The 22628-nt window shown below is 58.4% G+C and carries 17 protein-coding genes; 7 read left to right on the forward strand and 10 right to left on the reverse strand.

Annotation, left to right across the window (positions count from 1 at the left end):
* Position 1: 1 nt before the first annotated feature.
* From NZ960_03270 to NZ960_03285, 4 genes are read right to left on the reverse strand one after another with little or no spacing between them, the layout of a single operon-like run.
* On the reverse strand, positions 2-763 hold the full coding sequence (locus NZ960_03270) for a TonB family protein (GenBank protein ID MCS7176636.1): 762 nt from the start codon (positions 761-763) through the stop codon (positions 2-4).
* On the reverse strand, positions 764-1810 hold the full coding sequence (locus tag NZ960_03275) for an SPOR domain-containing protein (protein ID MCS7176637.1): 1047 nt from the start codon (positions 1808-1810) through the stop codon (positions 764-766).
* Positions 1807-3381 (reverse strand): hypothetical protein, encoded by a 1575-nt coding sequence (locus NZ960_03280; GenBank protein ID MCS7176638.1) that lies wholly within the window; start codon positions 3379-3381, stop codon positions 1807-1809. Before NZ960_03280 ends, NZ960_03275 begins: the two co-directional genes overlap by 4 nt.
* Positions 3381-6485: a tetratricopeptide repeat protein gene (locus NZ960_03285; protein ID MCS7176639.1), complete on the reverse strand. Its 3105-nt coding sequence runs from the start codon at positions 6483-6485 to the stop codon at positions 3381-3383. The genes NZ960_03280 and NZ960_03285 overlap by 1 nt, the downstream gene beginning before the upstream one ends.
* Between NZ960_03285 and lon the strand changes: the two genes are divergently transcribed.
* Positions 6484-9165, forward strand: a complete 2682-nt coding sequence (lon, locus tag NZ960_03290) for an endopeptidase La (protein MCS7176640.1) — start codon at positions 6484-6486, stop codon at positions 9163-9165. The two genes, NZ960_03285 and lon, sit on opposite strands and share 2 nt — an antisense overlap.
* Here the strand turns inward: lon and NZ960_03295 are convergent.
* Positions 9092-9994 (reverse strand): DUF4115 domain-containing protein, encoded by a 903-nt coding sequence (locus NZ960_03295; GenBank protein MCS7176641.1) that lies wholly within the window; start codon positions 9992-9994, stop codon positions 9092-9094. The genes lon and NZ960_03295 overlap by 74 nt on opposite strands.
* 120 nt (positions 9995-10114) lie before the next feature.
* Here NZ960_03295 and NZ960_03300 point away from each other — a divergent pair, with 120 nt between their 5' ends.
* From NZ960_03300 to hmgA, 6 genes are all read left to right on the forward strand, one after another.
* On the forward strand, positions 10115-11470 hold the full coding sequence (locus tag NZ960_03300) for a DUF1446 domain-containing protein (protein MCS7176642.1): 1356 nt from the start codon (positions 10115-10117) through the stop codon (positions 11468-11470).
* A gap of 140 nt (positions 11471-11610) precedes the next feature.
* Positions 11611-12477 (forward strand): YfiM family protein, encoded by an 867-nt coding sequence (locus tag NZ960_03305; GenBank protein MCS7176643.1) that lies wholly within the window; start codon positions 11611-11613, stop codon positions 12475-12477.
* A 61-nt stretch (positions 12478-12538) separates the two neighbouring features.
* Positions 12539-13081, forward strand: a complete 543-nt coding sequence (nuoE, locus tag NZ960_03310; protein ID MCS7176644.1) for an NADH-quinone oxidoreductase subunit NuoE — start codon at positions 12539-12541, stop codon at positions 13079-13081.
* Positions 13062-13808, forward strand: coding sequence for a Rieske 2Fe-2S domain-containing protein (locus NZ960_03315; protein ID MCS7176645.1), 747 nt, complete (start codon positions 13062-13064; stop codon positions 13806-13808). Before nuoE ends, NZ960_03315 begins: the two co-directional genes overlap by 20 nt.
* The gene (locus NZ960_03320; GenBank protein ID MCS7176646.1) at positions 13808-15262 is read left to right on the forward strand and encodes an ethylbenzene dehydrogenase-related protein; all 1455 of its coding nucleotides are present in this window, start codon (positions 13808-13810) and stop codon (positions 15260-15262) included. Before NZ960_03315 ends, NZ960_03320 begins: the two co-directional genes overlap by 1 nt.
* Positions 15263-15344: 82 nt before the next feature.
* Positions 15345-16700 carry a homogentisate 1,2-dioxygenase gene (gene hmgA, locus NZ960_03325; protein ID MCS7176647.1) on the forward strand — a complete coding sequence of 452 codons (1356 nt, stop codon included), beginning with the start codon at positions 15345-15347 and terminating at the stop codon, positions 16698-16700.
* Between the two features lie 115 nt (positions 16701-16815).
* Here hmgA and lipB read toward each other — a convergent pair whose 3' ends face one another.
* The 5 genes from lipB to NZ960_03350 are packed head-to-tail and all read right to left on the reverse strand — an operon-like array spanning position 16816 to position 22628.
* Positions 16816-17448 (reverse strand): lipoyl(octanoyl) transferase LipB, encoded by a 633-nt coding sequence (lipB, locus tag NZ960_03330; protein MCS7176648.1) that lies wholly within the window; start codon positions 17446-17448, stop codon positions 16816-16818.
* A 13-nt stretch (positions 17449-17461) separates the two neighbouring features.
* The gene (gene dut / locus NZ960_03335; protein MCS7176649.1) at positions 17462-17923 is read right to left on the reverse strand and encodes a dUTP diphosphatase; all 462 of its coding nucleotides are present in this window, start codon (positions 17921-17923) and stop codon (positions 17462-17464) included.
* Between the two features lie 8 nt (positions 17924-17931).
* Positions 17932-19113, reverse strand: coding sequence for an acyl-CoA dehydrogenase family protein (locus NZ960_03340; GenBank protein MCS7176650.1), 1182 nt, complete (start codon positions 19111-19113; stop codon positions 17932-17934).
* Positions 19114-19156: 43 nt separating this feature from the next.
* A complete protein-coding gene (asnB, locus tag NZ960_03345) occupies positions 19157-21130 on the reverse strand; it encodes an asparagine synthase (glutamine-hydrolyzing) (GenBank protein ID MCS7176651.1) in 1974 nt (657 codons plus the stop codon).
* A gap of 31 nt (positions 21131-21161) precedes the next feature.
* Positions 21162-22628 (reverse strand): hypothetical protein, encoded by a 1467-nt coding sequence (locus NZ960_03350; GenBank protein ID MCS7176652.1) that lies wholly within the window; start codon positions 22626-22628, stop codon positions 21162-21164.

Consider the following 22628-nt stretch of genomic DNA (forward strand, 5'->3'; position numbering starts at 1 on the left):
GCTATTCCAGCTCAAAGGCAAAGGTGATAATGCCGACCATCTCCATCTGGGTCGGCAGGGGATTGAAACGCCACTGACGCAGCGCCTCTACAGCCACCCGCTCCAGCACCGGATCCGTGCGCTGGACAGGGATGATCGTTCCGACAGTACCATCAGGCAGCACAGTAAACCGCAGACGCACTCTCCCTCCAACGTTGTGTCCCCGCGGGTACTGCGGCAAAACCCTGTAGACCACAATTCGGTTACCCCCACCTCCCCACTGAATATCGAACCCTAAACCTCGGCCACTCCCACTGCCCTGGAGCCCTAGTCCAGAGCCTTCAGCCGACCTTTCTGGGACACCGGCTGCCCCTCCCGATTCTCCCGGCGAGTTCGTAGCAGCCTTCGTCGTCTCTGGAACAGGTCGTGGTATGGCATGCACGGACTCCGTGACACCCCCGGCTCTCTGTGTGGAACGAGAGGCTATCTGAGCATCCTCCAACGGAGAGCGCGCTGGCCGTGCCCTCCGCGCCGCACCTTCTGGCGATAGACTACCACCGGCTGGTTTTTCGCCTTCACCCCACCCAAGGGTCAAGAGCTCCACGGGAATGCTGCGAGCCTCGAGCTGTCGTGGAGGCTCAGGAATCCATCGTACGTTGAGCATGAGGAGGAAGATGCAGATATGCAGCAGGAGCGACAGCAGAAAGGCACGGGCAGTGATGCGGTCCCAGGGGATGCGTACGGTCAGAACGGTCGTCCGCTCGTAAGAGGTATGCATCTTCATTCACTGGACCCTCACAATCCAGGCATTCGTAGCTCCGAAGCGCAGAGCTGCTTGCTCAGCTTGTAGACGAGTTGCATACGGCCCAAAGCGTACGCGCCACCACGTCTGTCCTCGAATGTTCACGGCACTGACCACAACGGCTGGAGCTCCTTGTCGGCGGAGGTACTCTGCCACTTCCTTGGCATCATCCAGGGAAGGCGAGGCATAGACTTGGACAGCATACCAATCCTGGGACTCTCCTCGTGCTAGCGGAGCTGGAAGATGCTGAGGTGCTTTTCGTAACACCACTGTCGTAGCTCTCATAGGTCTAGGGCTTTTGGGGCTTGGTGGTTGATTTGTTTTTGCTGACTGTGTTGTTGTTGGGAGACCAGTTTGCAATAACGGCGAAAAGACCTCGACCCTCACAGGATCTACCCACACCACCTCTCGAAATGGAGCATCCACCGAATGCTGTTGCCCGTACTGCTGTCCAATCCCCTTGGGCTCCACCTCCCCGAGCTCTGTTCCTCCGAGAAGCACAACATCCCATCGGCGCGCCGTTCCGAGGTGCCAGAGAAGAGCTCCTCCACCCAGGACAAGGAGCACGAGGAGGAGGTCTACGAGCACAGCACGACGTGACTGTGCACCCTTGCGCGGCTTTGATGTAATGGCTGGTGGTGTTGTCGGTAATTCCTTCTGTGCAACGAGCAGTTGGAGCTGAGAAGGATGTTTCGGTAGCTCCCCAAGGTCTATCTCTACAGGCGCAGCACTGTGGGACACTGGCTTGCTCGGAGGTACAGGTATTCCAGCCACAGAACGCGCTCGATGTCGCTGTGCTGAACGCTGGAGCTCTTCCTCTAAGATTCGGCGGAGCTCCTCATCAAGCCGCAGTACCTCTTCGGGCGACAATTCGCTGCCATGTGTGAAGAAACCACCTGCACCCTGGTCTACATCCTGGGATTGCCACGGAAGGCTTCCTGGGTAGGGAGCGCTCTCCAGCAAAAAGCTCTCCCGATCTGTTTCGGGCTCGAACCCTGTTGCTTCCTCTGGCCGGTAGTCCTGCTTCATTGCCATACCCACCGCAGCGTTGCACCAACGAAGATGCCACGTTCTGGGTAGCCCTGCCACTGCACAATCTCGGCATTGAGGGCATTGTCCGCGAACAGGGTCAGCTGCAATCTTGGCACGATTGTATACCGAAGCTCACCCCACAATCGAACGTATGCGGCCAACTCCCTGTCGGGAGCTACCTGTCGTGAACCTACAATCTCTATGCCAAGAGTGCTCCACAGTCCCGCGCGCCATTGCCGATCGTACCGCGCTCGGAGCTGGAGAGGAGCGTAGTATGCTACGAACCCTTGTGTGTGTGCTCTGGCACGGCCAAGCAGCACTGACCCGCCAGCGAAGTTAGCGTCGGAAAGCTGCGCAAGCCCATGGGCTGTTAGTTCTACTACCTCTACAGGGAGTGCCCAAAGAAGGAATCCTACGCTATCGGGACGCCAGCTCCACCATCGTCTCACTGAACGAGCCCGTGCTGAGACTTCCATACTCCAAAGAGCCGACGGACTCCACTCCGCCCCTATGCTAACCCCCAGACGTTCATGTGGAAAAGTCGGCATGCTGTTTGTGCTAGCGTATGGATTCGTCTGCCATATCTCCCGCCATCCCCCTGGGTGGATACGTGACCACCCTCTCGCCAACACTCGCCAGCCTTCACTAAGCCGGTATTGCACTGTGCCCTCTAAGACCGGGAAGAAGAAGGAAGCTCCTGTGTATGCTCTCGCTAGCTGTATCCCCACAACTCCCTGGAGGTACAGGGTTGCCTGAGGTGCCCATGCTGCTGCAAGGCCAAACTCGCTGAAGATTTGCGTCTCCTCCCCCCATAGTCGCAGATCCAGTAGGCTTCGAATCCCAACGTTCGAAACCGATGCTGAAGGGTAGACCGCCTGGACCTCTACCTGAAGCTGCTGCTCACTTTGCCCTACGCTGGCCTGGGAGAGCGAACTCATAAACAACTCTGCCCCAACTCGGTACCGCAAATCCTCTATCCTACCCCCGAGTTCCCCTCCCCCACCGAAACGGAGCAGTGACCGGCGCACTGGAAGAGAGTCCCCGAAGAGGCGATAGCGATTCCAGTGAGCTGAGAAGTCTACCGTAGCAGCTGCATTCTGAAAGAACCACAACGCTGACGGTAAGCGGAACTGCGCCTGTCCCCTGAGCAATACACTAGTTGAATCCGCGAATGCTACGTGTCCTGCAGTAGTACTCCCATCAACTGCAGCTATTACTTTCCCTTCGCGAAGCCCCCACTGGCTAAAAGCTTTAATGCCAATGGTCGTATACTGCCCTAGCCTCCCCTCAACGAAGCTGTGGACGGTCGAGGGCAGAGTAAGAGCGTTTGGGAGTTCCGGCTTTGGAAAGAACTCCATGAGGGTATGCTTTGCAGTCGGGTTGAGCGTGTCCAGAAGTTGCCGTGGAAGGGGATTCGGAGGTGCAGGTGGTTGTTTAGCCCCGCCTGGGATACGGCGCTCCTCCTGTCCGACGATCACAACCTCCGGAAGCTCGAGCGGCGGAGGCACCTGGGCAAATAGCACCAGTCCCAATACCAGCATTCCCCAAAAGCCCAACAGCAGACGCATCACGGGTTCCTCCGCTGCATTCGGTTGAGACGACTCCGTGCAATCCGACCGTACTCATCGTTTGGACGAAGGGTCAACAAGACGCGGTAGAGCTCCATGGCCGCTTGTGGGTTCCTCATCTGCTCGTAGCACTCTCCGGCCTGTAGGAGGCTGAGGGAGTACCAGTTTTCTTTTCCTTGGTGGCTGGTTTGGAGTTGGCGGAATGCAATAACGGCACTATCGCACCGCCCTTCTCGCATCCACGCTTCCCCGACGTAGTAGAGGGCTTCCGCCCCCAAGTCATCGCTCCGCAGCGCTAACGGTGTTAGGTAGCTCCGCACAGAGTCATACCGTTCGCGGCTCCGCCAGTAGAGTGCCACTTGATACCGTGCTTGGGCAGAGACTTCCGTAGTCGGATACTCCGCAATGGCTCGATGCCAGAAGCCCAGCGCAGCCATGGTGTCGCCACGTACATACGCCAACGTCCCACGACGGAAGACTGCCTCCGCACGTTGTACACTGTCTCCCTTCTGCTCCACGCGCTGGTACAGCCGATCAGCCACCACAGGATCACGGCGTGCCTCTTCGTGAGCCAGCTCTAGGAGAGTCTGCGCAGCATACCGGAGCTGAGGGTAGTTCTGCTGAAGCTGCTCGCTGAACCGTCGTGCTGCCTCTAGCTCACCTAACGCGAGAGCGCTGCGGAAAGCCCAATAGAGCGCTTCCGGCGTCCGCTCGCTGTACGGATAGCGCTGAGCAAAGTCCCGATACTCCTGCAGAGCAGCACCGTACTGTCGCTGAGTGAAGAGGAGTTCTGCTCTCTTCAGTCGGGCTTCTTCTTCTAGGCGCGTTGCTGGATACCGCTGCGCGATGGAATCAGCCCAGCGATATGCTTCCTCGGTCTGGCCCAAGGCCAGTAGACAGTACTGGACGCTCTTGACAGCCTCTACAGCATACGGACTACTAGGGTAACGTTCGACGACAGTGCGGTATGCCTGGAGCGCTTCGTGCCACTGCTCCATGTTGTAGTACGCATTGCCGATGGCAAACCATGTCCGCGCCGCCAATGGCGAATTTGGGTAGCTCTGCAAGAGGTTCCGGAAACGCTCAACGGCTTCTCCATACTGTTGCTGCTGGAAGGCCAGCCACCCAAGGAAGTAGAGCGCTTCGTCAGCCAGAGAAGACGTCGGATAGGTCCGTGCGAAGTACCGGAACGCTCGTTCTGCAGCTGCATAGTCGCGGAGGCGATAGAGGACGTAGCCATACTGGTAGGCTGCATACTCCCCCTCGGGAGTCTTCGGAAACCGCTGCGCTAGCTCCCAATAGACTGTAGCTGCCTGACGGTACTGCCGTAGCAGGTAGAGTGCGTCGGCGCGACGAACGTATGCTTCGGGTGCATAGCGTGTCTGAGGAAATTCGCTGAGGAGGCGTTCGAACCAGAAGGCAGCACGCTCCATCTGCTGCATCCGAAAGGCACACCATGCTGTCCCATACAGGGCCTCCTCTCGACGTGGACTCTGCGGGTACCGCAGCAGAACGCGCTCAAACGTCTGGAGAGCTCGCTCTATCTGTCCCACCCGATAGTAGGCTTCGGCCAGCCAGAAGAGAATCTCATCGGGCTGTAGCGCTGCGGCAAGGTCTTCCCCAACAAGCCGCTCCAGCGGTGCTATCGCCTCTCCTGGACGGTGGAGCATAAGAAGTGATGTTGCTGCTCCCAAGAGGGCTCGCTCTCGGTATGCGCGCCACCTCGGCACCAAGAGGGTATCGGCTTGCTGAAGCATTTGCTCTGCAGTCCGGAACGTACGTAGGGCCTGCTCCCACTGTTCCAGTTGCTGATACACCGAGCCGAGAAGGACCAGGATCTGGAGCGTTGTCACCGCATCGGTGGCCTCCCGGAGAGCCTGCTCTAACTGGAGCCGCGCATTCCGGTACTGGGCTGCCTCGTAGCTGAGCTGCCCCAACTCCAGCAGGACCCTCGCCGGATACGGGAAGTCCCGCTGCAGGCTCAATTCTAGAAGCTCCTGCCGAGCTGCTGCGGTATCTCCGAGAGCCTTGAGGGCTGACGGTACATAGAGACGAGCGAGGGACGTCACGAGCCGATCTGAGCTACCGCGCAGCGCTTTCAACTGCTGAAGTGCCTCTTCCGATTTCCCTCGTCGCAGGTCGATCCACGCCTTCTGAAAGCGGGCACGGTCTGCCAAAAAGCCCTGCGGATAGCGCCGCAGGAGCTCGTCAAAGTACTGCTGAGCAGCCTCCCACTGCTCACGCTGAAGGTAAGCTTCTGCTCGAACGTACAGTAACTCCTGCTCTTGAACTTCGAAGGATCGGAATGGCTCGCAGCCCTGCCGTACGGGCTCTCCTCTCCGCAGGCGTTCGATGAGGAGCTGGAGGCCTTCTGTCAACTCCAACGCCTGGGCGAACTCCCGGAGGATAAGGCGCACGTACGCCTCACGGGCAAAGGCAGTCAGAGTCGCCGTATGACATGGGTACGTCTGTCGCAGCAATTGCAGCCGCTGAGCTGCTTGTCGGTACTGTTGTTCCAGCTCTGCGAGGAACGCCCAGAATAACAAGACATCATCAGCAAACTGTGACGATGGATACTGCTGCACGTACCGCGCCGCCAGGGTGTCGGCTCGACGGTACTGTCCTAGATGGAGGAGGGCGAGGAAATACCAGTACTCCACCGTAGACATTACCGACAGCTGCAAGGTTGTGTCAGGGATGCTCCGAAACCCAGCCAATGCAGAATCCCACCAACGTAGCGCCTCCTCGTACTGCTGGAGGTGAAAGGCTGCAATCCCGGCCCATTGCAGTATCCACGGCCGCAGTGAAGAGAGCGGCGCTTCTACCAGCAATGTTGCCAACGCCTCGGACCCCTGCCGCCACAATCCTTGCCGCAGCAGACTCCTGGTCGCAACAAAGCTTGCCCACTCATGTACGCTGACAACCGTAGGGTCAATCGACCGCGCCAACTCTTCCGCTTGCCAGACAACTCCCTGCGCTTCCTCCACTAATGCCTGTTGAAGTCGCTCACGAACATCTTCCTGCAGAATCCACCCCTGTCCCCGAGCAACGAATCCCCTCGTGAGTAGACCTACAACTATCACGGTAGCCAACCAGCAGCCCATGCGGAAGGGCGTACTATTGGATAACATGCAAAGTTACTCGGAGCCGCTCCGATGCAATCCCTTCCCTTCACCAGGCGTCTTATCGTACGCATGTGAATCACTCTACGAAAGCCGAATGGCGCAGACCTTTGAGGATCTCTTCGCTCCCGAAACGACGGAAAACGTCCTGAAACCCTCAGAGATTCCAAAGCCCCTGCCCGTCTTACCGCTACGGGACATCGTCATCTACCCTTTCATGCTCTTCCCTATCGTGGTTGGCCGAGCACCGTCAGTCCGGGCTGTAGCGAAAGCGCTGGAACGGAAACGCGTCCTCCTGCTGGTCGCCCAACGCGATCCGATGGTGGAAGACCCAGACTTTGAAGACCTCTATCCCCACGGTACGGTTGCCCGCATCCTCCAAGTCCAGCGCCTCCCTAACCAGCCGATTCTGAAGGTACTCGTTGAGGGCCTCTACCAGGCCCGGATTAAAGAGCCTTTCCACAAAGGCGAGTACATGGAGACGAACATCCGCATTATCACCCCCCGTATCCCTCAGGACGACCCAGAGTTCCAGGCAATGGTCCGCCGCGCCGACGAACTCTTCCAAGAGTACCTTCGAATTTCGCAGCAACCTCACGAACTGTGGGTGGCCTACGAGAACTTGGAGAACCCTGTCCACCGACTCTTCTACGCCGCTGCCCACGTCCAGCAGAGCATCGAGGTTAAGCAGCGCATCCTAGAGAAGGAACGCCTGAAGGATCAGTATTTTGAGCTCTTGGGTATCCTGACGACCGAAGTGGAGGTCCGGCGCCTTGCTCAACAGATTGACCAAAAGGTACAAGACACCATCCTTCGAGCCCAACGACGCTACATCATCCAAGAGCAGATTCGTGCACTCCAGCGTGAGCTCGGTGAAGAAGAGGAAGTCCTTCCAGAATTGGCTGCCCTCCGAGAATCCATCGAGCAGGCCGGAATGCCAGAGCACGTTCGGGCAAAGGCTGAGGAAGAATTCGAACGTCTCCGCAAGACCCCACCTATCTCGCCGGAGTTCACCGTCATCCGCACATACCTAGAATGGCTAACCTCTCTGCCGTGGTCCCAGCGCACTGAAGACAACCTGGATATCGAGCACGTTCGCCGCATCTTGGAGGAAGACCACTACGACCTCGAGCGTCCCAAAGAGCGGATTCTGGAGTACTTGGCCGTTGCTCGCCTGAAGGGATTGGTACGCTCCCAGATTCTCTGCTTCGTCGGCCCTCCAGGCGTCGGGAAGAGCTCCCTGGCCCGCTCTATTGCCCGCGCGCTAGGACGTCGGTTTGTGCGGATTTCACTGGGTGGGGTCCGCGACGAGGCGGAGATTCGCGGACACCGCCGCACGTACGTCGGCGCAATGCCTGGGAGGATCATCCAGGCCATGCGGAAGGCCGGGACGATCAACCCCGTCATCCTGCTCGATGAGGTGGACAAGATGTCCATGGACTTCCGCGGCGATCCCTCGGCAGCCCTACTGGAGGTCCTCGACCCGGAGCAGAATCACGCCTTCAACGACCACTACCTAGAAGTCGACTACGACCTGTCCCAAGTGCTCTTCATTGCCACGGCCAACGTCCTCTACGACATCCCGACCCCTCTGCTAGATCGGATGGAGGTCATAGAGCTGTACAGCTACCTGGACGACGAGAAGCTAGAGATCGCCCGCCGCCATATCATCCCGAGGCTGTTGGAGACGTATGGGATGGCACACTTCCCCATCGAGTTCACCGACAAAGCCCTCCTGCGAATCATCCGCGAGTATACCCGCGAAGCTGGAGTTCGGAATCTCGAACGGCAGATTGCCTCCATTCTCCGGAAAATTGCTCGCCGCCTCGTCGAAGGCTTCTCAACTGCAGAAGCAGAACAGAGCAACCTCGCTGACTCCCCAGACTTCCAGAGCTACCTCCAACAGCAGCGCATCATTGTGGATGCGGAGGCTGTCCCGAACTACCTGAAAGCCCCACCGTATTCTGAGCGCCGCCATGACCTTCGCGACAAGGTTGGGATTGCGTTAGGACTTGCATGGACGAGCGTAGGAGGAGAGCTCCTGCCCGTAGAGGCAACCCTTATGCCCGGTACAGAGAAATTAACGTTAACGGGCAAGCTGGGAGAGGTGATGAAAGAATCCGCTATGGCTGCAGTCTCATATGTGCGCTCCAACGCAGAGCGGTTCGGGATTCCCACCGGCTTTGCTACCGGGAAGGAGATTCACATCCACATCCCAGAGGGGGCTATACCGAAGGACGGTCCTTCTGCAGGCGTTACGATGACAGTAGCCCTCATCTCGGCTGCTACCGGGCATCCTGTCCGAGGAGATGTTGCCATGACCGGAGAGATCACTCTCCATGGCGATATCCTGCCCGTCGGAGGCTTGGCAGAAAAGCTCCTTGCAGCACGGCGGGCAGGGATCGCCACCGTCATCCTGCCAGCGGACAACCACAAGGACCTCGTAGAACTCCGGCCTACCATCGTTGAAGGGCTCGACATCCGGTTCGTGCGGCACGTAGAGGAGGTTCTACCAATTGCCTTCCGAGACTTCCCGTTCGCCCGACAAGGCACTCTTACTGATCACTCCACGGCAGTATCCGACTCGCTCACGGTGGTGGCAACGGCCTCTGAGGAGGCTCAGGCTGCTGCTGACGCAGGAGTAGTGGGGCTGGAGCAATGACTGGAACCGTGTCGGGTTTCTGGCGAGGCTTTGCTACCACTACTGCAGGACGCTGCTCAACATCCCTCTTCTGAAGGTCGCCCTGGATCCACGACGGAGTAGCAGAGCTCCAGACCGAATCTGCGGTAATTCGTACAGAACGGACGACACTCCCCGGTGGCCCCAACGGCGGCAATCGCTGACCATTCCGCCAGAGCTCTACACCGCCCGCATTCCCGACGGAGAGCATTGCTATCCTCCCTACAAGCCACTCCCGCTCCTGTCCAGGCTGAAGAAGTGCCTGCTCACTCTGTCTACCGTCTACCACGATGCTCAACCAGACCGTATCCTGCGCTACAGCGCGCAGTCGCCAGATGGTATCCTTCCGGTCCGCTGTTGGCACAGACCGCACCGGATGGACGATGACTTCCTCAACCCCACCCTGCTGTGCCTGCTGCTGGGGCTCTGCTGGCCAGAAGAAATAGTAGACCACAGCTACCACTATCCCCACCAGTCCACCATAGATGAGGGCTTGGGCTACCCAGAAGCGGCTTTGTCGGCGTGTAGCAGACGATCTCCTGTAGCTCCGGGAAGGCTGTTCTGAACGGACAATCCTCAGTGATCCGAAGTGCTGTTCCAAGAGCTGTTGGAGCTCTTCAGGAGGGATGTTCAGAAACTCACCATACCGACGCGCAAACTGGCGCATGTACACAGCAGGCAGGACCGATAGTTCGTTGGCCTCCAGTGCCTGTAGGATCGGCAACCGGATTTTGGTGGTCTGGCTAATTTCGTAGAGGCTCAAACCAAGCTCCTGCCGGCGCGCACGCAGTCGCTCCCCTAGACTGCCCATAGAGCGCTCCATATGGCTGAGCTGGACAGCAATATTACACAAAACCGATAGCTCCGCCTACTGAGCAACTTTGCAGTTCTGGTAAACTGCAGTATTGCTACCTAGCTTTGTAACCAACCCATGCGCTCCCCGATTCGCATAGCTTCCGGTCAAGGGTTTTGGGGTGATTGGCTCTTGGCTCCTCTCCTGCAGGTAACCCGTGGTCCAATTGACTACCTCGTGATGGACTACCTAGCCGAGGTTACGATGTCCATCCTCCAGAAGCAACGGCAGCGTGATCCTCGGCTTGGGTATGCACGAGATCTGCTCACGGTCTTCCGAGACATCGCCCCTTACTTGGTAGAACGCAACATTCGGCTCATCACGAATGGCGGCGGAGTCAATCCCATGGCCGCTGCTGAGGAGTTAGTCAAGATCGCCCATTCCGTAGGGCTACGGCAGCTCCGCATCGGTGTCGTCCTCGGCGACGATTTGATGCCCCGCATTGACGAGCTCTTGGCTGCTGGCTATGAATTCCGTCACTTGGAGACGGGACAGCCCTTGCGCGAAATTCGGGACCGTCTCTTAAGCGCCAATGCCTACTTCGGGGCCTTCCCCATTGTTGAAGCCCTGCGCCAAGGAGCTCAAGTGGTCGTCACTGGACGCACCACCGACACTGGCATTACCCTGGCACCGATGATCTACGAGTTCGGCTGGAAGGAGGATGACTATGACCTCCTCGCCGCCGGTGTCGTAGCAGGACACATCTTAGAGTGCGGGGCTCAGGCGAGCGGAGGGAACTTCTTGGGAGACTGGACATCCTTGGACCTCGTGGAACCGGGCTTTCCAATCGTGGAAGCGTACCCTGATGGGAGCTTCATCGTTACGAAGCACGAAGGAACCGGTGGAGCCGTCACCCGTGAGACCGTTGCTGAGCAGCTCCTCTACGAGATCGCGGATCCGCGTGAGTACATCACACCTGAGTGTATCGCGGACTTTACCACAATCCGGTTAGAAGACTTAGGCAATAACCGCGTCCGCGTCTTTGGAATCAAAGGGCGTCCACCAACACCCTTCTACAAGGTCTCTGCTAGCTACGCTGCTGGCTACATGGCTGTGGGAACCTTGGTGTACTCTGCCCCTGGAGCGCTCCAACGGGCACAGGCTGCCGACGCCATCCTCCGCGAACGATTGCGCCGCTTGGGACTTCAGTTTGAGGAAATCCGAACGGAATTTGTCGGCTACAATGCTTGCCATGGTCCTCTGGCGAAACCGATAGAACCCAACGAGGTCATGCTCCGAATCGCTGTCCGCTCGCCTGACTATGCAGCGGTCGATCGCTTCACGCGAGAGTTAGCACCGCTCATCCTCACTGGGCCACCTGGCGTAACGGGTTTCTCCGGTGGCCGTCCTAAGCCCAGCGAAGTGGTGGCCTACTTCCCCACCCTCATCCCGAAGGAGCTCGTCCACCACGAAGTCCGCATCCTGGAGTTATGAGCTGCTGCCTCCTCCTCACTCTGGCCCTGTCACTGCCGGTAGTAGCTGCACCCGATTCTGTCCCTCCCTCGGACACCCTCGCACCATTACAGAAGCCATCCCCAAGCCCTACGCAGAGCGCCCCGCGTTACCCCACTGCTATGCTAACCTTCGGAGGGTATCCGCGAGTGACGTTAGCTGGCGGTCTCCAGACCGTTTCTGGCTCCCCAAATCTGCAGACACTAGCGGCGTTAGGCACAATCTACGCCGGCACCATGGTGGCACTCCACATCATCCAGCACAACGCGTGGTGGAAGGTGCCGGGCCCATTCCAGGTGGTAGAGGACTGGAACTACGCCCTCCAGGTCGACAAGGCAGGGCACATCTACGGCGGGTACTTGATGTCGTACCTATGGGGGGAATTCCTCCTAGCAGCCGGAGTAGAGCTGCCAACGGCTGTCCGATGGGGAACGCTTCTGGGATTGCTCTACCAGACGTACGTGGAAGTTGAAGATGGCTTCAGCCGGGATTGGGGCTTCAGCCCCACGGACGCCCTTGCCAACTTCATTGGGGCCTACTGGTACCTAGCCCAACACTACTGGAAGCCCCTCCAAGCCTTTCAACCACGCTGGCAGTACATTCCTGCCCAATGGGCTGGTGACTTACCCCGACGCCATAGCGGCACCTTCATTGACGACTACAACAGCTCCACGTTCTGGCTCTCTATCAATCTGCACCAGCTCTTGCCGGAGCACTGGCGGCGGTACTATCCAGCATGGCTCATGCTGAGCTTCGGCTACGGCGCCCGAAACGTTGACACCGAACTCCCCAAGCAACGCCGAATCATTGTCGGCCTAGACTACAACCTCTATGCCCTCCTCCCCGAGGGCCCACCACTGTGGAACTGGCTGCGACAGAGCTTCTCTATGATTAAACTGCCAGCACCAGCGATCGAGTTCGGGCCTCACCCACCGCGATTTGCGCTGCTCTACCCCTTCCGTCTCCGGCTCGGTGCGCTCCGTCTGTAGCCAAGCTCCCCGGTGGGGTTGTATTTTTGCAGCGTCTCGGTGTACTGCTCTGGGAACGCCGATGGCAGAACTCTTTACGCCTGCTGAGCTGGAAGAGGTGGAACGAATCAAATCGCTCTATCCGGAGCCACAGGCCGCTCTGCTGCCTGTGCTCTGGATGGTCCAGCGAAAGTACGGCTGGATTTCGCTGGAGAACATCCGAGCGGTAGCCGAACTCCTACGCCTCCCATATGCCCACGTACTCGGTGTCGTGCGTTTCTACACGATGTTCCACACCGAGCCAGTCGGACGGTACCACATCCAGGTATGCACGAACGTTTCGTGCATGCTCCGCGGCGGGGAGCGTGTGCTGGAGTACATCTCCGAGAAACTCGGTATCCGGCACAAGGAGCGTACGGCCGATGGCCTCTTCTCGCTGGAAGAGGTAGAATGCATGGGCGCCTGCGGCGGTGCCCCGATGATCGCAATCAACGAGGACTACTACGAGAACATCACGCTAGAGCAGGTAGACCACCTGCTGGAACGCCTTCGACGAGAGAGCACAGCCGAAAGCAGGCATGAGAGTTTACCAAACGGACTCCCCAATGAAGAACTCGCGCCGTGACTTCCTCCGTCGATTAGCAGCTCTCACAGCTGCGGCTGCTGCTGGGGTACCAGCAACGGCACGACTCTTACCAGAGCTACTAGGACCTGATCGCCGACCCTGCGGGCGGCTCCGCATCCGCTTGAGCGACTACCCTGCACTCCAAAGTGTGAACGGCTCGGTGAAAGTCAACGTTCCCGATGCTACTGGTGCCGTTCCCGAGCGGCTCATCATCACCCGAACTGCCACAGACACCTTCGCGGCTGTAGATGACATCTGCACGCATGCCGGTTGCCTTGTCAATGTCTACCAGGCATCGCTCAGAGCGCTACCGTGCCCCTGCCACGGCTCACTCTTCCATCCGACGGGTGAGGTCATCCGCGGTCCAGCAACTCGTCCGCTACGGAGCTTCCAGACCTTCTATGAGGCCGGTAGCGACTTCGTGGAGGTAGAAATCCCAGGCTACACGTCTGTCCCGGAGCCTAGCACTGCCTTCGAGCTGACAGTCGCTCCCAACCCGGCAACGGAGTTCATTACCGTCTCCGGCACTCTGAGGGAGAGTGCCGTCCTGTCCTTCCGTATCCTCTCTACCCGAGGGCAGACAGTTGTGGAATGGCAACAATGGCTGCCAGCAGGTCCATTTAGCCTTCGGTATCCCCTTAACGGCTTCGCTCCTGGAACTTACTGGCTGCATGTCTCTGGCCGTTCTGTTCCGAGTGTTGTACAGCCCTTCTCTGTGATCCGCTGATGCGGAGGTGCCGTCTCGGTTTCTTGCCTATCTCGCTCCTTGTTCTGTTTGGCCTCTCGCTATGGGGATGCGAGACTCCAGACGTTGGGGAATTCGGCAGTGATGCACCACTGGAAGTGACACCACGAGAGGTCGACTTCAGAAATGTACGCGTAGGGCAGACAGCCGAACTATGGCTCCGCATCCGTAATCGAGCAGATTCAGCCATTGTCTTGGCTCCTTCCATCACCGGAGCTGATAAAAATGCCTTCAGCATTGCGCGACAACCCAGCGGAGCACTCCGCCCCGGCCAGAGTGATAGTCTGCTACTCCGCTTCTCCCCAACCGAAGCCCGTGTGTACCAGGCAACACTCCTCCTTGGCGGGGACAATCCCTTGAACATCCCCTTGCGCGGGACTGGTACAACAGGAGACCGAATGGAGCTCTTGGCTGTCGTTGCCTCAACACCGCCGGAGATCGACGGCTCCGCCTCCGACGCTGTCTGGAATGCAGCTCCACCGCTCCACCTCCAGCTCTTCCAGGTAGAGCCTACGGCCAACGATCCTCGGACTCTCTCGGCAACACTGCGAGCTGCCGTGGACAACGAGTTCCTGTACCTACTCGTGGAAGTTGCCGATCCAACCCCTCACGAAACTCCCAACATCTTCCGCTTCCGCGGTGGGGACCCTGCCTCCGACGCGAATTGGACGCTGACCACAGAGGGGCAAGATGGTCTCGGCTTCATCTTCCCGATTGGAGACCCGCAAAGCGTTCGAGGTGACAGACTTGGAGAGACCTTCGCTACCATCGGCTGTGCTGTCGCCTGCCATCCTACCGCCACTACGAACGCTTACGAAGGCGGCAGCTACCCAACCTATGGGCGGATTGACCTCTGGTACTGGAAGGCGGGGACTACAAACCCCCAGGGCTACGCTGACGACTACATTGCCGAAGGGCGCGATGGGACGACATTCCCTGAGGAGCGCCGTGGTGATGTAGGAAATGCGTTTGAAGAGCCCAACTATCCACCACGCGGAGCCGGTCCGCTCCTACCTATCAGCATGGCTGGCGGAGACAACGGCGGATTGGACCGACGCCGCTTCCTGTGGCAGGCTACCTCTGTACCCTTCAACCCCCGAGCTCCGAACCCAGCAACTGGTCGACCCTGGGCTGCCGGCGATGTAGTTCCAGGCTGGACCCTTCGAGGCCAAGAGCATCCCTTCTCCAGCCGTGGTGACATCCAGGCCCGCGGACGCCACGCGAGTGGCCGTTGGACCATTGAACTACGGCGCCGGCTCTCCACCGGGAAGAGTGACGATGCCTCGTTTGACCGCGGGCGCTCCGTTCCCTTCAGCCTGGCGTACTTCGACAACACGCGCAAGTATGCCGTCTTTGAATACCTCAACCTCACCTCGGCCCCTCGCCCAGGCCACTTTGGCCCTAATCCTCCGGTCATTTGGCTACACTTGCCATAAGCCCTTCGTTTCTGTGCTTTTCGGTACTTTGCATAGCTGAATAAAGGCGTGCATGTTCCACAGTACTGAGCTGGCGTCAACAATGCTCCAGACTGTAGAGTATGCCACCGTGCACAATGGATACGCCGTAGTCCAGAACGGGCTGACCTACCTTTCGGGCTTTGGCAACGAGTTTGCAACTGAAGCGTTACCAGGAGCGCTCCCGAAAGGCCAGAACTCACCCCAGCGTTGCCCGTATGGGCTCTACAATGAGCAGCTCAATGGGACTCCATTTACAGCCCCACGGCTTCTCAATCGCCGTACATGGCTCTACCGGATTCGTCCCTCAGTCGTCCACCCTCCCTTCCGGCAGACTCACCACCCGACATGGAAGAGCACCCCTTTCAATGAAGTTCCCCCGCCACCGACGCAGCTCCGTTGGAATCCTCTCCCCATCCCCGATTCCCCGACTGACTTCATTGACGGGATTGTCACTTACGGCGGGAACGGGGACCTGACAACCCACACTGGCTGCGCAGTCCATCTCTACGCAGCCAACCGTTCTATGGAACGGCGCTACTTCTACAATGCTGACGGCGAGCTCCTCATCGTTCCTCAGCTCGGCCGGCTGCGCATCCACACGGAGATGGGCATCCTGGAGGCAGCACCGGGTGAGATTGCTGTCATCCAGCGTGGCATCAAGTTCCGAGTCGTACTCCCTGACGGTCACGCACGCGGATACATCTGCGAGAATTACGGTGCCCTCTTCCGCCTCCCGGACTTAGGCCCCATCGGTGCCAACGGATTGGCGAACCCCCGTTTCTTCTTGACACCCGTGGCGGCGTACGAAGACCTTGAGGAGGAGTGCGAGCTGATTGCGAAGTTCCAAGGGAACTTCTGGGCAACGACGTTGGATCATTCTCCGCTGGACGTCGTCGCCTGGGCCGGCAACTATGCCCCGTACAAGTATGACCTGCACACTTTCATGTGCATCAACACGGTCTCGTTCGACCACTGTGATCCCTCCATCTACACTGTGCTGACATCGCCTTCGGAGCTGCCAGGCGTGGCAAACGTGGACTTCGTTATCTTCCCTGAGCGCTGGAGCGTCGCTGAACACACCTTTCGTCCGCCGTGGTTCCACCGCAACTTCATGAGCGAGTTCATGGGGCTCGTCTTCGGCAAGTACGATGCCAAAGAAGAGGGATTCGTCCCCGGCGGAGCTAGCCTCCATAACTCCATGTCTGGCCACGGCCCTGACGCAGCGACCTTTGAGAAGGCCATCTCAGCCGAGCTTAAGCCCGAGTATCTCGCCAACACGTTAGCATTCATGTTCGAGATGCGCTACGTATGCCGCCCCACTCGGTGGGCCCTGGAGACCCCACTGCTGCAGACGGACTACTACAAAGCTTGGGAGGGACTGCGCCGTCGGTTTGACCCAACCAACCCAAACGCGTAACACCAACAGAAACTCCGCTACCATCGGAGTCGGACGTACGGGCCACTGTCGGTGGCTGACGGGATCCCTCTCGGCCTCATTCCGATGCACGGGCCAACAAGGTCTGTGGAGGGAGCTAATGGGGGAAATGCGCCCGGAAAATGGCAGCACAGCGAGCTTTAACCTCTGCCATGGGGAGCTGCTGCCCTAGCTCCCGTGCCATCGAGGTTACAGTCTTGTCCGCAATTCCGCAGGGAACGATGTAGGCAAACTCCTCCAGACGATTGTTGACGTTGAGTGCAAAACCATGCCAGCTAACCCATCGAGTGACATGGAGGCCGATGGCGCAGATCTTGCGAGCTCCATCAATCCATACGCCCGTCAGCCCCGGGACACGATGCCCGGAAATTCCGAAGTCTGCCAACAGCTCAATGATGCACTGCTCTATCTCTCGCACGAACCAGTGGAGGTCCTCGCGGTACTCCGAAAGCCGAATGATGGGATAGCCAACGAGCTGACCAGGATTGTGGAGCGTCACATCCCCGCCGCGCTCTACTTCGTAGACTTCGACTCCACGTTCGCGCAATAGTGGCTCAGGCAGCAAAATATGACGCCGCGATCCCGAGCGTCCAATGGTGATAACCGTGGGATGTTCGCATAGGACCAGCGTATTCCCTGCCTGCCGACTCTGCACCCGCTGAAGGAGGTCCCTCTGGCGCTGCCAAGCCTCAGCATACGGGATACAGCCCCAATCTTCCACTTGTAGCATCGCGCCACGATGCCTACCGTAGTGGGCTTTCAGTCCCCGTGCTGCCGAACCCACCACTTCCTCGCTCTGTCTGAGGCAATTCCTGGACAAGCTCCCATTGGACACGCTCATACCGTGTCACGACCAATTGCGCAATCCGATCTCCTCTCCGAATCCAAAACGGCTCCCGGCCAAAGTTGGCCAGTATCACACGGATTTCGCCACGGTAGTCACTGTCAATTGTGCCAGGAGCGTTTAGGACAAAGACCCCATGGCGAGCTGCGATCCCACTGCGAGGACGGACTTGGCATTCATAGCCAAGGGGGAGTGCGATGGCAATACCCGTCGGGATAACTACGATACCTCCCGGAGGGAGCTCCACTGGCTCCGTTACCGCTGCGTAGACGTCCATGCCAGCAGAACCCTCCGTTGCATAGGTCGGCAGCGGCAGGTCTGCAAAAGCGGGATCTGTGCGCTGGATCTGAACGACCAGCATCTGCCCGCTCAGCTACTCGCCACCGGCTGTGGAGCAGTGTAGCCGACTTCGCGGAGTAGCTCCCGAGCAATGATGATGTGCTGGATCTCAGAGGTGCCTTCGTAGATCTCCGTGATCTTGGCGTCACGCAGGTACCGCTCCACCTTGTACTCCCGAACGTAGCCATAGCCCCCATGGATCTGGATAGCCTCCAGAGCCAGCTCTACAGCCGTTCGAGAGGCGAAGAGCTTTGCGTGAGATGCCGCCTTGATGTACCGCTCACCTTGATCCCGCAGCCATGCTGCTTTCAAGAGGAGCAGTCGGGCAGCCTCTAGCTTGACAGACATATCCGCCAGCTTCATCTGGATAGCCTGGTGCTCGCAGATAGGTTTGCCGAAGGTCTTCCGCTGCTGGGAGTACGCCAGCGCCGCTTGGAAGGCTGCCTCAGCAATCCCAACTGCTTGCGCTGCAATCCCAATTCGCCCGCCGTTGAGGGTGTTCATCGCAATCCGAAAGCCCTCGCCAATGTCCCCCAACACATTAGCGTCGGGCACGAAGACGTTGGTGAGCCCAATGGAGCAAGTGTCGCTAGAGCGGATCCCGAGCTTGTCCTCCTTCTTACCAGGGACGAAGCCCTCGATGCCCCGCTCTATCAGGAACGCCGTGATTCCCCGATGGCCTTTGGAGCGGTCAGTCTGGGCGAAGACAACGTAGACGTCGGCCGTAGTACCGTTGGTGATCCAATTCTTCGTGCCGTTGAGAATCCACCCACCATCGCCACGGACGGCCATCGTATGCTGACGCGTTGCATCAGAGCCAGCCTCGGGCTCGCTCAGGCAGAAGGCACCAAGCTTGCGCCCTGTGGCCAAGTCACGGAGGTAGCGCTCCTTCTGGTCTTGAGTCCCATATGTCTCGATCGGCCAGCAAGCCAGAGAGTTGTTGACCGACATGATAACGCCAACGCTTGCATCGGCCTTGGAGATCTCCACCAGCGCCAGGACATAGCTAATGGTATCCAAGCCACTCCCGCCCCACTCAGGCGAGACCATCATTCCCATGAAGCCAAGCTCTCCCAGCTTGCGCACGATCTCGTAAGGAAACTCACCCGTAATATCTCGCTCGATGGCCGTCGGCTCTATCTCTGTCTCAGCAAACTCCCGTGCCGTCTGCTGAATAAGCCGCTGCTCTTCTGTAAGCTCCAAGCTGAACATTTCTGCCACTGCTGCAGGGAAGACTTCAGCGCTACTTGCCAAATTACGAAATCTCAACCCGGAACGCTTCCTCAGCGACCTCTACACCGTCGTGCAGCGCAGGGCTACTCCAAAGCGCCAGCCACTCAGCCAGCACCAAGCATCCCCAGAGAAGGTGCGCATGGTTCGCTACACCCCGGCGATGCTCATCCAGAAGACGGAGCACTTCCGCTGCATTGAGGTATTCCCGATGGAGTCCAGGCTGACCAGTATACCACCACCGTAGGCGCTCCCCCAATGCTCCTGCCATCCACGAGATGAGCGGTGTCATAAACGGGGCTTTCGGCCGGTAGAGGACCTGTTTGGGCACGTATGCCTCTGCCGCCCGCTTCAGGAGGTACTTCTGCTGGAAGCCGTGGATACGGTACCGGTCGGGCAATCGAAAAGCGAACTCCACCACTTCCACATCTAGTAATGGCGGTCGCGTCTCGACAGCCACTGCCATAGAGGCCTTATCCGAGTAGAGCAAGTTGAGGCCCGTCAAGAACAGCTTGGTATCCAGGTAAGTCATCTGAGCAACTGGCGAAGCTCCGCGGACCCGTTCGGCCGTCTCCCAGTACCGGCGTATCGGATACAGCTCCGAATACGCCGGCAACGGCTGCAACCACAGCCGGCGTAGCCGCTCTGGCGGGCAGTACGCGAAACCATAGATGAAGGCCTCTAGAGGTCGGAGCTGTATCGGGAAAAGCATCCGTGCAAACCACCGCAGCGGGCGAATGCGTGAACGCACCCATGAGCTCGGTAGCGATCGGAGAACGGGTTCTACAAGCCCTCTCCGAAACCACTGTGGCAGCCGATGGTAGTAGGTCAGCAGTAGCGTTGCCAACTGCTTCCGGTAGCCAGCGAAGACCTCATCACCCCCCATCCCGTTGAGCAGTACGGTTGTCCCATTCGCTCTGGCATGGTGCGCAATGAGATACGTGTTGATCGCAGCTCCGTCGGCAACGGGGTCGTCCAAGTGCCAGAGGACCTTCGGTAGCAGAGCATTGATGGCCGGGCGGATTCGGATCTCCCGATGCCGTGTACGCAATTGCTGTGCAACGAAGCGAGCGTAGGCAGGATCGTCCGGGTGTGCCTCTATGCGATGGTCTTCAGGCGCGAAGGCGATCGTGTACGTTGCCAAGTCGGCATCGGGGACAGCACGTCGCATGAGTGCTACGACGAGCGAGGAGTCCACCCCTCCGGAGAGGAAGGCCCCGACAGGAACGTCCGCAAGCATCTGCCGAGCAACGGCTCGTTCCAAGAGGTAGCGCAAGTGCTCCACATACTCCGACTCATGGCGGTAGCGGAGCTGTCCCTCCGGTGTTGGAGTCGGCACGTCCCAGTACTGGGTGATCTCCAGCCGCCCATTACGGAAAAACGCGTACGAACCGGCTGGCAGCTTGTGGATGCCAACGAAACCGGTCTTCGGCTCAGGCACCCACAGGAGAATAAGTGTACTCACCAACGCATCCATGTCCGGCACGCACGCTACATTGGGCAGTGCACAGAGTGCCTTCGCCTCTGAAGCAAAGGCAAGCATGGAGCCCACTTGGACATAGTAGAGCGGCTTGATGCCAAGATGGTCACGGGCTAAGAAGAGCTCGCGCGTCTCCGTGTCGTAGATTCCGAAAGCGAACATCCCATTGAAGCGGCGCACACAGTCCGCCCCCCACTCATCGTATGCTGCCAGGATGACCTCTGTATCCGTTCGTGAGCGAAAGCGGTAGCCCAGCCGCTCTAGCTCAGCACGGAGTTCCCAGAAGTTGTAGATTTCTCCATTGTAGGTAATCCATCGCGTTCCGCGCCCATTGGGCATTGGCTGGTGTCCAGCAGGAGTCAGATCTAGAATCGCCAACCGGCGATGTGCTAGTCCCGAGCGATGTTCTGGGAACCATTCAACTCCCCAATCATCCGGTCCGCGATGGCGCAGCCGTTGGAGCATCCGCTCCAAGGCCTCACGACTACCCCCATTGATGATTCCCGCGATGCCGCACATGGTTTACGAAGCGACGCCAGCCTCAGCTTTCTCAGGTTTTTTCAATCTCCTGATCTTCGTCGAAAATTGGCTCTGAGAGAACTCGGGACACAACGGCCTGGACTGTCCAAAAGAAGAGCCATAGGGGGAAGACTACGCGAGTTACCTCCCACCAGTTATCCACGAACCCTAGTCCAAAGAGGTAGATAGCCCCCATCAAGGTAGCGACAGCGACTGGAAGGACCTCGGACGCGTGTTCACGGGCTAGCCGAACGAGCTGGTATGAGCGACGGAGGAGGTACCCATAGAGACCGAATACCGCCACTGCTCCTAAGATGCCCACCTCCGCAAGCGGTGCCAAGTAGCTAGAGTAAGGACTGGCGAAGATGTAGGAGCCGAACACGATCTCCCGTGGGAGACTCCCTAAGTACTGCTGACTGAACTCTGTTGTCCACGGCTTAGTCATTCCGAAGAGCTGCTGGATGATCCCCCCTACCCCTTTCCCCTTCTGTTCTACAGAGCTGAACTCTACAGCGAACGTGTAGTAGGCACGACTGACGTAGTTACCTGGACCTACGCCTACGAGGAATGTCCAAGGATGATCCCAGAACATTTGGAACGTTGCCGGAAACGCTTGGAACTTAGCATAGTGCAGGTAGTCACCTGGATTCGCTAAAACGAGCAACAGATCACCATAGCCCAAATCTCCTTGGGCAGCTCGTGAGGTATAGTCCACGAGCCGCTGCTGAGCCTGTCCTGCCAGTTCTTCCAAAGCTCGTTCAATGAGGGCAGCACTCAAAAGGAGAGCTATCACGCTCACGATCACCCCTCGCAGAACCTGTCGTCCGTAGAGGGCAACCAGAGTCGTTCCGTACGCTACTAAGAAGAACGGGAATCCTGCCCGAAACTGCAGAAGGTAGTACACTGCGAAGATGAGGACTTGCAAGGCAATAGTAACGATTCGGGATACCCCCTGCGCTTGGCTAGCCCCCAAAAGCATTCCAGCGGCTATGGCTAAGAAGAACGAGAACTGGTATGGATTGTTGCCAAACGTCCCCGAGAGCCTATCCGGATCGGCGTGGGATAGGAAGGCAGGGAAATCCAAGAACGCCACCACGAGAAGGTTGAGCACGAGGATCCCGAACAGAAGGTGCTGGAGCTCGCGAGCAAACGCAAATTCTTCTACTACCCACCGACGGAGTGCAAGGAAGAGCAGCGGTCCACCAGCGAACCCAATCGTGAACAGCAGAACGGCTGGCAGCAGCACCCTATCGGCATTTGCTAGTACCGATATCCCTACTGCCAACAGGAAGAGAAAGACAAAGCGTGCTACTCGGCGCTCATCTTCACTAGCGATCCCTCCCAGTGCCGGTCGGAAGAGGAAGCCCAGCACTACGATGCTCAGCGCTAGCGGCATATCCAACACATCAACCCACTTCGGCAGGAGTCGCAGCTTCTCCGTCAGCAGTCGGCTGACCAAGAAGAAGCCAAGTCCGAAGAGGATTACCCTCTCAACCAT

This window comes from Candidatus Kapaibacterium sp. (assembly GCA_025059875.1).
Classification (GTDB): Bacteria; Bacteroidota; Ignavibacteria; order Kapaibacteriales; family HRBIN21; genus HRBIN21.

Excerpts from the sequence above, each read along its gene's own strand:
- NZ960_03285 (MCS7176639.1), bottom strand. The coding sequence starts at position 6,485 with ATGGGCTGCTGGTTGGCTACCGTGATAGTTGTAGGTCTACTCACGAGG.
- nuoE (MCS7176644.1), top strand. The coding sequence starts at position 12,539 with ATGGCAGAACTCTTTACGCCTGCTGAGCTGGAAGAGGTGGAACGAATC.
- NZ960_03305 (MCS7176643.1), top strand. The coding sequence starts at position 11,611 with ATGCTAACCTTCGGAGGGTATCCGCGAGTGACGTTAGCTGGCGGTCTC.
- NZ960_03340 (MCS7176650.1), bottom strand. The coding sequence starts at position 19,113 with ATGTTCAGCTTGGAGCTTACAGAAGAGCAGCGGCTTATTCAGCAGACG.
- NZ960_03320 (MCS7176646.1), top strand. The coding sequence starts at position 13,808 with ATGCGGAGGTGCCGTCTCGGTTTCTTGCCTATCTCGCTCCTTGTTCTG.
- NZ960_03315 (MCS7176645.1), top strand. The coding sequence starts at position 13,062 with ATGAAGAACTCGCGCCGTGACTTCCTCCGTCGATTAGCAGCTCTCACA.
- lon (MCS7176640.1), top strand. The coding sequence starts at position 6,484 with ATGCGGAAGGGCGTACTATTGGATAACATGCAAAGTTACTCGGAGCCG.
- NZ960_03280 (MCS7176638.1), bottom strand. The coding sequence starts at position 3,381 with ATGCGTCTGCTGTTGGGCTTTTGGGGAATGCTGGTATTGGGACTGGTG.
- dut (MCS7176649.1), bottom strand. The coding sequence starts at position 17,923 with ATGCTGGTCGTTCAGATCCAGCGCACAGATCCCGCTTTTGCAGACCTG.
- NZ960_03270 (MCS7176636.1), bottom strand. The coding sequence starts at position 763 with ATGAAGATGCATACCTCTTACGAGCGGACGACCGTTCTGACCGTACGC.
- lipB (MCS7176648.1), bottom strand. The coding sequence starts at position 17,448 with ATGCTACAAGTGGAAGATTGGGGCTGTATCCCGTATGCTGAGGCTTGG.
- hmgA (MCS7176647.1), top strand. The coding sequence starts at position 15,345 with ATGCTCCAGACTGTAGAGTATGCCACCGTGCACAATGGATACGCCGTA.
- NZ960_03275 (MCS7176637.1), bottom strand. The coding sequence starts at position 1,810 with ATGAAGCAGGACTACCGGCCAGAGGAAGCAACAGGGTTCGAGCCCGAA.
- asnB (MCS7176651.1), bottom strand. The coding sequence starts at position 21,130 with ATGTGCGGCATCGCGGGAATCATCAATGGGGGTAGTCGTGAGGCCTTG.
- NZ960_03300 (MCS7176642.1), top strand. The coding sequence starts at position 10,115 with ATGCGCTCCCCGATTCGCATAGCTTCCGGTCAAGGGTTTTGGGGTGAT.
- NZ960_03350 (MCS7176652.1), bottom strand. The coding sequence starts at position 22,628 with ATGGTTGAGAGGGTAATCCTCTTCGGACTTGGCTTCTTCTTGGTCAGC.
- NZ960_03295 (MCS7176641.1), bottom strand. The coding sequence starts at position 9,994 with ATGGGCAGTCTAGGGGAGCGACTGCGTGCGCGCCGGCAGGAGCTTGGT.